General features: G+C 47.5%; 7 protein-coding genes. 1 reads left to right on the plus strand and 6 read right to left on the minus strand.

Translation table 11 applies throughout. The features are described from left to right. Positions 1-275: 275 nt before the first annotated feature. The 3 genes from ACU52_RS11785 to ychF form a co-directional block, all read right to left on the minus strand. Positions 276-1598 (minus strand): Fic family protein, encoded by a 1323-nt coding sequence (locus ACU52_RS11785; protein ID WP_053398920.1) that lies wholly within the window; start codon positions 1596-1598, stop codon positions 276-278. A 134-nt stretch (positions 1599-1732) separates the two neighbouring features. Next, a complete protein-coding gene (lgt, locus tag ACU52_RS11790; protein WP_053398921.1) occupies positions 1733-2581 on the minus strand; it encodes a prolipoprotein diacylglyceryl transferase in 849 nt (282 codons plus the stop codon). A 229-nt stretch (positions 2582-2810) separates the two neighbouring features. After that, complete coding sequence (ychF, locus tag ACU52_RS11795; RefSeq protein ID WP_021962971.1) at positions 2811-3911, minus strand: redox-regulated ATPase YchF; 1101 nt, start codon at positions 3909-3911, stop codon at positions 2811-2813. 579 nt (positions 3912-4490) lie between these two features. Between ychF and ACU52_RS11800 the strand changes: the two genes are divergently transcribed. Beyond that, positions 4491-6254 carry a tetratricopeptide repeat protein gene (locus ACU52_RS11800; RefSeq protein WP_162207772.1) on the plus strand — a complete coding sequence of 588 codons (1764 nt, stop codon included), beginning with the start codon at positions 4491-4493 and terminating at the stop codon, positions 6252-6254. 405 nt (positions 6255-6659) lie between these two features. On the opposite strand, the gene ACU52_RS11805 is transcribed toward ACU52_RS11800, so the two are convergent. The 3 genes from ACU52_RS11805 to ACU52_RS11815 form a co-directional block, all read right to left on the minus strand. Next, the gene (locus tag ACU52_RS11805; protein ID WP_082335273.1) at positions 6660-8987 is read right to left on the minus strand and encodes a T9SS type A sorting domain-containing protein; all 2328 of its coding nucleotides are present in this window, start codon (positions 8985-8987) and stop codon (positions 6660-6662) included. Positions 8988-9781: 794 nt separating this feature from the next. Then, positions 9782-11716 carry an Omp28-related outer membrane protein gene (locus tag ACU52_RS11810; RefSeq protein WP_053398924.1) on the minus strand — a complete coding sequence of 645 codons (1935 nt, stop codon included), beginning with the start codon at positions 11714-11716 and terminating at the stop codon, positions 9782-9784. 201 nt (positions 11717-11917) lie between these two features. Continuing rightward, positions 11918-13447, minus strand: a complete 1530-nt coding sequence (locus ACU52_RS11815) for a hypothetical protein (RefSeq protein ID WP_147630862.1) — start codon at positions 13445-13447, stop codon at positions 11918-11920. Between the last annotated feature and the right edge of the window lie 1189 nt (positions 13448-14636).

Raw genomic sequence — 14636 nt, forward strand, 5'->3', positions numbered from 1 at the left:
GTTTATATGCATTATATGTCAGCATGGCATCATTGTTGCGCGTCAGCATCATGAAGTCATGCTGACATTCTTTTATAACGCCATTTTAAGCCCGCGTGAGCCGTTTTCTCATTCACATCCCTACATCTTCACACCGAACACAAAAAAAACGCGTCAGAACGGATTTTATGTCCGGCAGAAAATCCCTTTTGTTATGTTTCTTGGCTTGAACGTAATGGGCAATAAAAAAGAAATTAGGGGAAATTTTCCGCAAATTTCCCCTAATTTCCCTTGTTTTACTCTGTATTTCCCTTACTTAATTCATTTATTCTCTCCTCAAAGTTGTCGGCTCTGACATATCCCGTCATTCTGTTGTTGAGCTTAATCTCGCTCATTATTCCCATTTGTACAAGAGCCTGGAGGTCTGTTCTTGCCGTCTTGTCGGTTACGGCAAACTGCGTTGCTATCTCCTTGGCGGTTATTATGTTGTCGCCGTTTTTATACAGCTCCTTTATTATCCTTGCCTGTCTTAGGTTTATGCCGTTCATGCCGCTTAGGGCTGTCATGCTTTCGCGCTCGCTTATCTTGCGCTGCAGGTAGAGTTTAAGTTCCTCGTATGCTTTCTTCATCGTTATCAGATTATACTGTATGAAGTAAGACAGGTCGTTGCCGTCGGCCTCGGTGTATAGGAACGCCTTTTCGTATTGTGCCTTGTTCCGGTAGATAATTCTCGATATTGAGAGATACTCCGTGAGCCAGTAGCCCTTCTTCATCATGTACCAGTAGACCAGCGAGCGCGCCGTGCGCCCGTTGCCGTCTACAAAGGGATGTATGAAGGCAAGCATGAAGTGGATTATTATTCCCTTGATAATCGGATGTATAAAGTTGTCGGGGGCGTCAGTGTTGGCAAAGTCGCACAGCTCCCTCAGCATGCTTTCCACCTCGTCGTGCGGCGGCGGTGTGTGGGCTATCTCGCCCGTTATGCCGTTCATCACCACTATGTCGTCGGTCTGCCTAAGGCTTCCTTCATATCCGCCGTTGTCGAGAGTGTCGGCAGATATGTATCTGTGTATCTCGAGAATCCTTTCGAGCGAGAAGTCGTCGTGCCTGTGTTCGGCAAGATAGTTTATCGTGGCATAGTTGTTGACAATCATCTTCTGACTCTTGTCGCGCGGTTTCTGTTTCTTCCGCAGCATCTCTTTCGCCACCTTGCGTGTGGTCGACGCTCCCTCCATCTGGCTCGACGCTATAGCCTCTTCCATAACGGAGCTTACGAGATAGAAGTTCTTGTCGCTCTCGGGTATTATGCTGTCGGTGCCGAGGTTGCCGCCTATGTTCATGTCAAACTCGTGCATCATGGCGAGCATGTGTTCTGTAACGGTGAAGCTGAACGTGTAGCGTCCGAAGCTTATCTGCTTTGAGTTGAGCATCCGCTGCAGTTTTACGGCATGCCACAGCGCCTTGCTGCTGATGCCTTTTGGCGCGAGATATTTCACCTTGTCCCAATAATCATACCCGTTGCTGATCTTTTTCAGCAGCGGCATGTGGCTCTTGTCGGTAAGCAGCTTCATGGCTTCCGTCAGGTCGTTTTGGGTAATTTCGGGTGTTTTCTCAATCATTTGCGTCGTTATCTTTTGCGCAAATATATGATTAATTTCGCATAAATACATAAAAATAGGGGAAATTTTCCGCAAATTTCCCCTATTTTCCTCTATTTGTTTCCTTTCCGGCCGTTAAGCCGTAGGATATCGGTCTATTTCTCAATGCCCAGTTTCTGCATCCATTTTCCGCCCTTCATGCAGAGCAGTCCGACGATTACGAACGGTATGCTGAGCAGCTGTCCCATGTTGAGCAGCATCGAAGCCTCAAACTCTTCCTGTATGTCCTTTGTGAACTCGATGAAGAATCGTGCCGTGAAGATGAGCGTTATGCAGAGTCCGAAGAAGAATCCTGTGCCCACACGCTGCGGCTTCTTGCGGTAGAAATACCATCCTACGAAGAAGAAAATGGCGTAGGCTATAGCCTCGTAGAGCTGTCCCGGATGGCGCGGAGTCATGTCGACGCGCTCGAAGATGAATGCCCAGGGCACGTCGGTTGTCTTGCCTATGATTTCAGAGTTCATGAGGTTGCCCAGTCGGATAAAGCATGCCGTTACGGGAGTTGCTATCGCCACGTTGTCGAGCACTCGCCAGATGTTGACCTTTGTGCGGCGCACGTAGAGCCAAAGGGCGATGATAAGTCCGATGGTTCCGCCGTGGCTTGCCAGTCCTTCATATCCGGTGAACTTCCACGAGCCGTCGGCCATGAAGTGTATTGGCAGTATCATCTCCACTATATGCTTGCCGCTCGACAGAAAATAGTCGGGCTCATAAAACAGACAGTGGCCCAGACGGGCGCCTATCAGTATGCCCACGAAGCAGTAGATGAACAGCGGATCGAACAGCTCCGGCTTTATCTTCTGCTCCTTGTAGAGCCTCTTCACGATGAAATATGCCGACGCAAGGCCCAGGAGCCAGCACAGCGAATACCAGCGTATGGACATCGGCCCGAGATGAAATGCCACCAGGTTGGGGTTCCACAGGATGTAGAGTAGGTTGTTCATTTTATAGGTAATATTTATGTAGTTAGAGTAGTTAAAGGAGTTATCGCAGGCTTGGGCCTGCCGGTAGTTAAAGTCATTAGCCTTGCCTGTTGAGCAGAGCCTGTGCAGTTAACGTTCTTATGGTATGCAGGTTTAAAGGCATTTGACTTTAACTCCTGAGCGACCATAGGGAGCGGTAACTGCTTTAACTCCTTTAACTACTCTTTCAAGCCTCTTTTGCTCTTAAAATTTATACATTAAACCTGAAGTGCATGATGTCGCCGTCCTGCACAACATAGTCTTTGCCCTCGATGCCCAGTTTGCCGGCTTCGCGCACTGCAGCCTCAGAGCCGTATTTGATGTAGTCGTCATACTTTATCACCTCGGCGCGGATAAAGCCCTTCTCGAAGTCGGTGTGGATTACACCGGCACACTGAGGAGCCTTCCAGCCCTTGTGATATGTCCATGCCTTGACCTCCATCTCGCCTGCGGTGATGAATGTCTCGAGGTTAAGCAGGGCGTAGGCTTTCTTTATCAGACGGTTTACGCCGCTCTCTTCAAGGCCCAGCTCGTCGAGGAACATCTGCTTGTCTTCGTATGTCTCAAGGCTTGCTATGTCTTCCTCTGTCTTGCCTGCTATCACGAGCACCTCGGCGCCTTCGGCCTTTGCCACCTCCTCAACGCGGCGGCTGTAGTCGTTGCCGGTCTTGGCAGATGCCTCGTCGACGTTGCAAACATACAGCACGGGCTTAGCCGTCAGCAGGAACAGGTTGCGTGCGGCGTCCTGCTCTTCCTTGCTGTCAAACTCAACCACGCGTGCGTTCTTGCCCTGTTCGAGCACTTCTTTGTATGCCTCGAGCACCCCTACTTCTATTTTTGCCTCCTTGTTTCCGGCGGCTGCCACCTTCTGCTGCCTGCTCAGGCGTCCCTCTATGGTCTCGAGGTCCTTCAGCTGCAGCTCGGTGTCAATGATTTCCTTGTCGCGTATGGGGTCTATGCTGCCGTCAACGTGAGTGATGTTGTCGTCGTCGAAGCAGCGCAGCACGTGTATGATGGCGTCGGTTTCGCGTATGTTTCCGAGGAACTTGTTGCCCAGACCTTCGCCCTTGCTGGCACCCTTTACGAGTCCGGCAATGTCCACAATCTCGCAGGTTGCGGGCACGATGCGTCCCGGATGAACTATCTCGGCGAGCTTTGTCAGGCGTTCGTCGGGCACGGTTATCACGCCGACGTTAGGTTCGATGGTGCAAAAAGGAAAGTTGGCTGCCTGTGCCTTTGCGCTCGACAGGCAGTTGAAAATCGTAGACTTGCCCACATTAGGCAGTCCTACTATACCACATTTTAATGACATGTCTTATAAACGTTTATATTCCGGGCGCAAAGTTATAACAAAAAAGTGATATAACTGTCATTGTGGCGGCATAATTAATGTTATGATTTGTTGCGTGGCTGTCTGCCTCCGGCTTTATGTTGCCGCCGTTCTGGCTGCATTATCTCCGGCATGGCCCGCCGCACAGGCAGAAAAAGCATACGCCGTACGGCGCAATGTCATACGTCGTTAAGGCCTTGTTAAGGCGGCAGGATAGGGCTTAATTTACGGCAAAAAGACAAAAATAGCGGATAAAGTGGCCACGTTTTGATTAATAATTCGTACCTTTGAAACCGGCCTTGTCTGATATTATGCTTCGAGTATTGCGGCTCTCTATGCATACAAGTCTTACGCCATGGCCTGCCGTCATGCAGCGTGATGCTGACATGGGCGGTATTTCTGAGTGATGTTTTGCCGCTGAAATTAATTTTATCTGTTATGCGCTTGATGTATACCCAATACGGCAGACCTGCCTTATGTCTGCCTTTCCTTTTAGCCTGTGTCATTGAATGTTGCTCTGCGGCATGCCGCGGTGTGCGTTGCGTGGCTCTACGCGCCGCTGTGGCAGCATTGCTGTTGTCGTGTGTGTGTCCTGCGGTGGCAGGCAGGGCAGAAAAGAATGCGCTGAAGGAGCGGTGGACGGCATATCTGAAAGAGTATGTGCAGAATACTCCATCCAGCAAATTTTATATGAACGAGATCAACAAGATTAACCGCAGCAATGCCGACTCGCTGAAGCCTGCGCAGCTGGCAGCAAGCTATTATCCAATGTGCATGATGTTCACCGAGAAGGGCGACTTTCTGGCTGAGGTGCTCTTTGCCAGGATGGTGTTCAACGAGGTGAAGAAGACGGCTTCAAAGAAGACCGACTTCCTGATAATGGCAAAGTATGCCAACTCGGCCGGAATAGGCTACACGATGCTCGGATTTCATGAGGAAGGCCGCAAGATGTTCGACCGGGGTTCTGCCATAGCCCGTAAGTACGGTTTTAGGAATCTATTGTCGCAGATATATACTAATCAGGCACAATTATATTATGATACGGGTGACTATGCCAAGGCTCTGAGGATGCTGATAAGTCTGAAGAGCCTGGCAGGGGCAAGCAGCATACTGTATAACAACATGGCGCTGGTCTACTGCGGACAGAAGGACATGCCCACGGCCATTGCCTGCCTCGACAGTGCGATACAGTGTGCCGCCGGCAACAGAGATTTGCTGTCGCGCGTTTATATCAACAAGGGCGGACTACTCACCGAGATGGGTAAATATAAAGAGGCTGAGAAGGCTCTTATGATGGCAGAGAAGACGCTGCCGGGCGAAAAATTTATGGTGTCAGAGCTGATGATAAGGCTCAACTTCGTGCAGCTTTATATAGCCATGGGGCAGAAGCATAAGGCTCTCAGCGAGATTGAATATATCGAGGAGAAGGTGATGCCGAAGCAGTCGGACGCCATAAAGGGCAAGTATCTCAAGGAGATAGCCACTCTCTACATGAAGCTCAACTATTACGAAAGGGCGTCGAGATGCCTGCAGGAGAGCATGAAACTCAACGACTCGCTCAACTTTGACAACCAGAAGAGGCAGCTCTTCCAGATGATGACATGGTATGACATAGCACAGCTGCGCAACGACAACATGGAGCTGAAGATGAAGTATGATTTTGCCAACATCAAGCTGCGCAACAGTATGATAATAGTTGTGGCCACCATACTCGTGGCCGTGTTGCTGTCGGTGCTCGTGGTTGTCAGCATAAAGAAACGCAAGAACGAGCAGAGGCAGAGCGCTATAATACTCGAGCAGGAAAAGAAGCTGAGGATGCTTGAGCAGAAAGAGCACGAATGGGAGAAAAAGAGAATGGAGAGCGAAATAGGAAAGAAGAGCCGCGAGCTGACGACATTCTCGATAGACCTTTCGTCGATAGACAATCTGCACAAGAACATCTGCGAGGAGCTGGCCGAGCTGAGCAAGGACATAGCCGAGGAAGACACGCGCAAGCGCGTCAACGGCATATCGCTGAAGCTGCGCCAGCAGACCGCCAATAGGCTCAACGAGGGCTTCAAGACATACTTCAACGAGGTGTCGCCGCTCTTCGACGCCAAGCTCAAGGAGGCTCACCCTAACCTTACGCTGAACGACTGCCGCCTGTGTGCCTACATATACATGGGACTGACCTCGAAGGAGATATCGCAGATAACGTTCCGCGAGGTTGAGTCGGTAGAGAAGAGCCGCAACAGGCTAAGAAAGAAGATAAGCCTCGGCAGCGACGTGTCGATACGCGGATATCTGCAGTCGATAATTGACGACGGGCAAGACAGCGCGTCATGATATATATGGGCAATAGGATGCCTGATATATATTTATCCTTATTCTTTATCCAACCCCGGCATCATCATATCAACAGCCGCCACGCGTCACTCCGATGCGCATGCTGCCGGCTGCCGGTGTCTTTATGTGTGACTGTAGGTATGGCAGAAGTGTCCGGCAAATATTTTCCCGGTGTGGCGTATGGGGTTAAACATTCAGGGGTAAATGCCTTGCCGGGATAGCTGCCTGCAGGCTGTGCATCTTTGTGGCGGTGACGGCTGTTAAGATAATATTTTTTATGCTATGAAGCCGTGTCATAAAAAGACGGGGCGCCGGCCTTGATGTTTCACAACAGTTATGTCATGCCGGCGCCCCATTCAATAATGCCGTGCCCATACGTGATTCAGATTAAGCACGGCACACTAATCAGTGAGTGATGTGCATTTTTCTTACTGTCTTGTTCTTTCCGTTATCTACCACGAGGATATACATGCCCTCGGGCACGTCGGTTACGTTCATTGTGGCTGTTGTGCCGCTCTCTGCAGCTGTCTTGACCACGTTGCCCGTCAGTCCGTAGAGGCTAATCTTCACGTTTTCTGCCGAGTTGAGGTCGATGTGTATCATGTCTGATACCGGGTTAGGATATATCCTCACGCTGTTGTCGGCTGCTGTCTCGCCGAGGCTGATGTCTGTGCCTTCAGCATTAAGGTCGATGACACAAGCGCCGAAATCATAGTCCTTGCGGATATAACAAAGCAGATATTGTCCGTTATCAGATAAATCTGAAACTCCGTAAATTCTATACCCCTCTAAGTCTGTGTTATATTTCTCTGTTATCCAGTCGTTGAGGTCGCGCATGCCGTCTTCTTTGGTCCAGATGAACGGCACACCCCATATCTCTATGCCGGGCATTGTGGTCTGGAACGTACCGAAGGCCATCGATCCGTCGTTAGATATGCTGCTTACATAACCATAATAACCCTCTTTAGCCGGTGTGTTTTCGAGTATACCTAATCTCATCACGCCTGTTTCTTCGCTCCAGATATAAGGTTCTGCCATTTTTTGATCTTCAGCTGTCTCGTAATATGAAGCATCATTGCCATATCCGCCAACCCATTTGCCGTTGGGAGAAACGCATGAGCACATCTGCATTATGTTCTTGTAGTCAGCAAGGCCGACTTCCTTGTCCTTGAACAATATAATGCCGTCACCCCAAACTCCGTTTTCCTTCTTCCATACAGATGATGTCCACATGCCGTCAATGTCCTGATAGCCTACGGCTACTGTGCCGTCTGCGTTCAGTGCATCAACACGTGCGTTTGATGCTTTTTCCTGATATAGTCCGGGCAATTCAATCAGTTTGCCGTCTTCTTCGTTCCATACTGCAGCGGCTGCTACGTTTTTGAATTTGAACGAGTCAGCATTTCTTATTACGTAAGCGTTTCCTCCAACACTTTTTCCGTCTCCAGATACACAATATCCACTACTTCCACTTTCACCCATTGGTGAGAAAAAACCGAGAGGAGTCCATTCGTCGGCGTTTCTGTCATAGCGTGCCATTTCGCGGATTTGTGTTTCCGTAGCCTCTGACTGACGGAAATAGAATGTGCTCGAAGTACCGCATGTATATAATTCTTTACCGTTATATATGATGCTGTTTACTGTTCCTTCAGTGTCGGCCAGGTCAGTGTTTATCTGCTCCCATGTCTTGCCGTTGTCGGCTGAATATATTATGGCCTCGCCCTTGCCTGTCACGTAGACATCGTCGCCGTTCCATACGGCAGAGAGCCATGTGCCGCTTGCATAGGCTTCAATTTCAGTCCATGTGGTTCCGCCGTCTGTTGTTACGGCTATGATATTGTCGCCTACTACTATTCCTTTCTCCGTGTCAGCGAAACTTACAGCCTTTAGCGCCTTGCCAAGGTCGCCGCACTGTGTCCATTCGCCTGCGCCTTCAGATGTGTATATGCGTCCCTCCTCGGTAACCATGTAGAACTTCTTGTCTGATGCATGGCATATAGCTGTGGGATGTCCTTCCCAGCCTGTAGCCGCGCTCCACGTCTCTGCGCCATTCTCCGAATAGTAAAGCGCTCCGCTGCCGTCAGCCAGAACTGCTGCTGCTGCACCATAGAACTCGCCGCTGAAGTCTACAGCCACAAACTTGTCTACATCGTCGTCCTTGCCCGGATGCTCATATTCATCAGCCCACCATGAGCCAGAGCTAATAGTAGTTTGATAAAATCCGTTGTCACCTGCAATTATTCCAACATAATCGTTAAGGAAACATATTGTATTTATAGGTGAATCCATATTAGTAGGATTCCATCTTGTATTGAATCCTGTGTTTCTGATGACAATACCCTTATTGTCTTCGGTTTTGCCAACGGCAATGTATCCTCCGTTTATGTTTACGATATCCGTAAATGTGTATTTATCTACATATGACTTTCGTTGAAGTTCTGTTATAGGTTTTATAGTTGTTCTGACTATACCGGAAACATAATTTCCGTCAGCAGATATTATTCCGTTTCCTGATGATCCGGGGCCGTTTGAAGTACTACCGATCTCTGTCATGTTTCCGTCCTGTGATGACCATAAATAATATGGCATGGCCTGTCCGTAGGTTCCGCTTACTGTTCCGTCGTTGGAAATGCTTAACGGTGTGAAGTTGTTTTTTTGCATTTTAATCTGAGCAAACGACGGGGCAGAAGCTAATAATGTTGCAACTGCAGCGAAAAGTACTTGCTTTTTCATAGTTCGTAATTATTAAAGGGTTAATACTCTTCTTGTTTAATACATATGTTAAATCATGATTTACACCGCAAAATTATCGAAATCAAGCATAAATGTCAAGTTTTTCTACCCTGACAAAGCCCTGACAACTTATGATTTTTTCTTATTTTAGGCTGTTTTCATGTTTAAATGTGGCTTTTTTATAGAAAAACATGTGTTTTTGTTATTTTTTGATTCTCTTTGCTGCTTATCTATCTATGAGGAGTCATTTATGCTTGGTTTTATGTAGAATATTTTGGATTTGCGGGTTTTGTGCCATTCTTCTCCTGTTTTATGGTGTGTTATTGGCTATGTCTGTTCCTATGGAAGGATATCTGATGATTTGTATTAACATCAAAAATAGTTTTACTCTGTGAATTTGGAGAAAGTTGGTCAGCGTATGATTTAATTTAGAAAGAAGATTTTTGTTTTCGTCAGTTTATATGTTTTCTATTATTTTTTGTTATGATTGTATAAAGGGCTATACGTTCAATATAAATGAATCCTAACGTGGCTTGGGATAGAGCATCGTACCTTTTGATATCTTGTTAGAGTGAAGACGTACAGAAAGCGCCTCCCGTAGCTGCTGAAGGCAGTCTGCGTGCTGCGGCAAGACTCATGATCTGATGCCTGCATTATGCAGCCTGACGGCTCTGCTGACGCTATTATATGACAAAGCCCCTATGCGCCGCGTTGTGCGCATAGGGGGCTTTGTTATGGCGGCAGCTGCCTGAGGCTTTTGTCCCGTCAGCTGCCTGATGTGCTTTTGAAGAAAATTACTTAACGATAACTTTTATTGTTCTGCCGTCAGACATCTTTACGATGTTCAGACCCTTCACAGGCTTGCTTATCTTGCGGCCGTCTACAGTGTAGCGCTCAACCTCTACGCCAGTGCCCTTGTCTGTTATCGGGGCTTCGATGCCGGCTGTGATGCTTTCGCCAAGCTTACATGTCTCGGCGTTGTTGATCCATACGTCGCTCATGGCTGAATTATCTGTTACCGGACGGTTGATGAATGCCACTACGTGCATGTTTTCGGGCTTCCATGAGCTGTCGAGAGTGATAGTGTACTTGTTGCTGTATGTGTTGCCGTCCCAGTTGATGGCGCTGCCGAATGCATCTGACAAAGCCTTGCGCATAACGTTGTCGTGTATTTCGTCTCTGCTGCCGCCTGTCTGGGCTGCCTGTATGCCGTCTTCTGTGAGGAACACTGACAGAGCTGCGTCTTCGCCTACGTAGTCTTTAAACTCGCTGACGCCACTACCGTAAACCTCAACGCTCAGTTCTCTTGTGCTTTCGTTGTATTCAGTCTTGATGTTGATGTTTGCGAATGCCGGCACGCTGTTAGAGTTTTCAACCACCTGATTGAGCATCTCGGCAGCCAGGTCTACATACTGTGAGTTGTATCCGAGTCCGAGAGTCAGTGTCTGATCAGCGTTCAGCTCCATGCTGGGCTCATAGTATCTGTTGAACATTCCTGACGGGTTGCCGCTCATGTTGAACATGTCTGATATGGCAAGTGCATCGTCGCAGATCATCGGGTCGCCGGCTGCAGGTATCTTGTTGTGGTGTGCCACGATGATGATGTCGCCGCGCATGTCTGAAAGCTTCTGGAGAACGGGGTCTGCCAGCGGGCAGTATGTACATTTTGTTGAAGTGAACTGCTCAACGAGGTTCTTCTGTCTCAGCATGCTTTCGGCATATACGCTGACGTCCATGCCGGCAATGTCGTCCTCGGTGTACTCTGTAGGAGCCTGTCCGTTTATCTTTGTCACCTTAACGGCCAGTGTGTGCTTGCCTGATGCAGCGTCTGCAGGTATTGTGGCGTTGCCGTTCACGGTCTGCGGGCTGTTTGTCAGCGCAACGGGTGTTTCGGCTGTAGCTATCACGTTGTTGTCAAGCATCACGTCGATGGTGTATGCAGACGGGATGTTGTTTCCGTTGTTCTTTATTCTGTAGCTGTAGGCTATATTCTGTCCTGCCTGCACGAATTTTGATGATGTGAATGAGCTTATGGTGATGTCTTCGTCGGGGAAGCTTCCGCCCTTAACAACGGCCTGTATGCAGAAGTTGCCGTACTGTGTGCCGAAGTTGTACCATCCTTCGCCGCCCTCTCCGAGGTTTCCGTACATGAGGCATCCGCCGTCAACAGCTCCGCCCGGGTTTACGTCCTGGTCTACTACCAGCGGATATTTTCCAGGCACTGATGTGAAGTCGTAGCAGATGAGATAGTCCACACCGTCTTCTACGGCTACAGGTGTTGTGAGCGTAACGTCGTTCCATCCCTTCTGGGTGCTGGCTACGGCCTCTTCCGACATGAGTGTCATCTCACCGCTTTCGAGCGCAACCTTGTATACGCTTACTTTAGATGCTCCGATGAGCTCGCCGAGAGCGAAGCGCACTTTGGTTATCTGTCCGCCAACGAAGTGGCCTATCTGTGCCTTGGTGAACTCAACGCCGGCTTTAAACTGGCCGCTGCCGTTCAGTCCGAGGGCGTTTGTGCCCATCTCGTCTGAGTCATAGTAGCCCATTATTCTCTCGTCTGCGTCCATCGCTATGCGGTTGGGACCCATTGCCGGAGCCATGTGCTTGTTAATTACGGCTGTGTGTTGTCTTGTTACTGTGATGCTTCCGTCTGGTGTGAGCATCTGTGCGTTGACTGTCGTGAGCGACAGCAGCAGTGCAATCAGTGTAAAAAATGTTTTTCTCATAACGTGATGATTATGGTTAATGATTTTGATAATTTGCCGTTTCAGACTTCCAAAGATAGCATTCTTTATTGACTTTTGGTGCATAAAATAGGGGATAAAAAGGTGGACAATGATGTTAAATAATGTTTATCCCCTGATAATCAGATGTTTACAGACATGCACCGCAGCTGTAATTTTGCTGCGGCGCATGCTCTTCTACTCTCATTTTACTACAACCTTTCGGCCGTTGATAATATATATACCCCTTTTCAGATTGTTTCTTACCTCGTTGTACTCGCCTTCTGCCACGATGCGTCCCTGCATGTCGTATGCCTTAACGTGGCTGTTGCCATCCTGCTCAATGCCGGTTATGCCTGTAGGCGTTCCGTCGAGCTTGATCAACCAACTGTCGTATATGCCTGCCGCACCAAAATATCCTGATATTACACGACCGTCGCCACTGCATATAGCTATACCAGTTTCTTTGTCAGATAGCCAGTCGGCAGCTTCTGTTTCACCTTTGGACCTAAGCCAGTCAATTAGAGTAACTTTTTCTTTGCTGTTGGCAGGATAGACATATGCCGTGCCAGCGTCGGATACGAAGAAGTCTCCGTCATTGGTTACACAGTAGCCTGACAAACCGTCTTTATAGTCATATAGTTCAGAAGTTTTGCCAACTGTCAGCAGTGCTGCGTCTCCAATAGTCCCTTCCCATCCTTTCTTACAAGTCGTGGCATAATATTTTCCGTTTGTTGACAGCCATACACCATTCATTGTGTAGAAGTTAGGTGTTACATGTTCGTAGTAGAAGCTTCGGAAGTTCATGAGTTTTTGTGAATATTCATCGCTAAGTGTCAAATAGCTATCCCATGCTTCGTTATACATATTAAGGTTTTCTTCTGTCATGTAATATTTTGGGTCGGGATAATATGTCGGCCTTTGGGTTGATTCGCCAATGGTGTAGGCCCACAACGAGTCGGCGTATTCTGTTGAGTCCTGTTTGTATGCTCCGGCTTCTTCTTGGCTCAAATAATCGTAATAACTTGGTACGATAGGTTCTTCTGTCGGAAACTCAGGAAATTCTGTACCCTCTTCGCATAAGCCTTTGTCATACACTTCATAGGTCCATGTGCCGTCTTCAGCTTTTTTGTATATCATCGGCAGACATTCGTTGTCTTGTCTTACAAGCTGCGCACCGATTACAGTGCCGTCTTCTGAAATGCAGTTTGGCAGAATGTATTGTGGTGCAACTCCAGTGAAGTCTTTCTCCGGATAAGGCAATTTTTCGTAATCTGCATATGTACCGTCGCTGTTCATTGTCCATATAACGGGTTCAATAGTAGTATTTCCGAATCCGTTGCTGTTGCCAATGTATCCCACTATATATTTCCGTGAGTTTGTTATGGCGTTGGCTGATGAATATGTGTCGCCTTTTTTTACAGGTAGCTGTTTCCATTCTTTTTTCTCAATGTCTAATATTGAAGGCGCGCCGTCAATATTACCAACTAAAAATCCGTCATTGGTTACCATGTTGCCCATTCCGAGGGTGTAGCCTGTTACTCCGTCGCAGTATTCCTGCAGTTCGTCGGTCTCAGTATTTAGTATTCCTATGTAGCCATTATCTACGGATAACATCCATTTGCCGTTCTCGCTCATTGCGTGATAGCGTAATCCTGGAATTTCCTTCATTATCTGTGCTGACATGAAACATGTGCTCAGCATCGTCATTGCTAGGAATAATAATTTCTTCATAATCGTTCTTTTTTTAAGGTTCATGTAGGTTTGTTACTGATTTTTACCCTATCCGGACTATGGGTGTTTTTTTGTATAAATTTCATTGTTTTGTTGTGTTGCCCGATTTTGATTCAGGCGTTATTCACATCGCAAAATTATTTAATTCACATATCACTTCCAAGCTTTTCTACCCTGACAAAGCCCTGACAATCCTCGATTTTTCTTGATTTATGCCTGTTTTTATGTCTAAAATCATGTTTTTAGCCTGAATCATGCATGATGTGGGCGATAAAATTCATATTGTCGCGCTGATGTTTGAGATGGCAGCGCCAGCTGTTACGCGTTCGCTTTTTGTAGGTTGCTGCCGGCATGGAAAAGCCGCGGGACAGATTTATGGCAAAAATCTGTAAGCAAAACGCCCTGCTTTGCTTAACGTGCAGTCTCGGTATGGCGTCGTGCGACATAAACAGTAAGCAAAACCTTGTCTGCTGCTTTCAGACTGTTAACCTATCGTTTTCGAGTCGTAAACGGCCCACTTTTGCATCGAAAGTGGCCCGTTTTTTATCGGCAAACAGCAGGTTAATAGTTTGAATTAAGAAGGAATGTTTTTCGGATCACAGATCCTTATATTCTATGCTGTCGGATAGCATATCCGACAGAACAATAGCCTTGTTGTTTCTGTCCAACTTGTTGGTGTTAACTCAGCCGTCCAATGTCTCCACCTTTGTCAGCCAACGATATAAATCTACAATGCAAATGTGCCGGCGGATCTGCGCTCCGCCGGAAATAAATATCAGGATTTTCAATCCGCTATCTTCCTTTTTCTATTCAACTATAGCATGATGCAGATAGATGTGTAGAAAACAAATCTGAATGTTTTTCGGATCTCGGTGCAGGCTGATTATGGAAAAAATCGGAATGCTTTTCGGATCACAAATTAGCTGCGCTGACCTTCGGTTCTTATATTCTATGCTGTCGAATTTTTCGCTTTGCTCAACAACTCGTGCATATCCGACAGAACAATAGTCTTGTTGTTCCGGCCAACTTGTTGGCGCTGACTCAGCCATTCAATGTCTACACATTTAGCAATCAACTATATAAATCTACAATGCAAATGTGCCGGCGGATCTGCGCTCCGCCGGAAATAAGTATCAGGATTTTCAATCCGCTATCTTCCTTTTTCTATTCAACGATAGCATGATGTATA

The organism is Xylanibacter rarus (assembly GCF_001275135.1).
Lineage (GTDB): Bacteria > Bacteroidota > Bacteroidia > Bacteroidales > Bacteroidaceae > Prevotella > Prevotella rara.

Coding starts and splice junctions, on each gene's coding strand:
- lgt (WP_053398921.1), bottom strand. CDS start 2,581: ATGAACAACCTACTCTACATCCTGTGGAACCCCAACCTGGTGGCATTT.
- ACU52_RS11815 (WP_147630862.1), bottom strand. CDS start 13,447: ATGAAGAAATTATTATTCCTAGCAATGACGATGCTGAGCACATGTTTC.
- ychF (WP_021962971.1), bottom strand. CDS start 3,911: ATGTCATTAAAATGTGGTATAGTAGGACTGCCTAATGTGGGCAAGTCT.
- ACU52_RS11805 (WP_082335273.1), bottom strand. CDS start 8,987: ATGAAAAAGCAAGTACTTTTCGCTGCAGTTGCAACATTATTAGCTTCT.
- ACU52_RS11810 (WP_053398924.1), bottom strand. CDS start 11,716: ATGAGAAAAACATTTTTTACACTGATTGCACTGCTGCTGTCGCTCACG.
- ACU52_RS11785 (WP_053398920.1), bottom strand. CDS start 1,598: ATGATTGAGAAAACACCCGAAATTACCCAAAACGACCTGACGGAAGCC.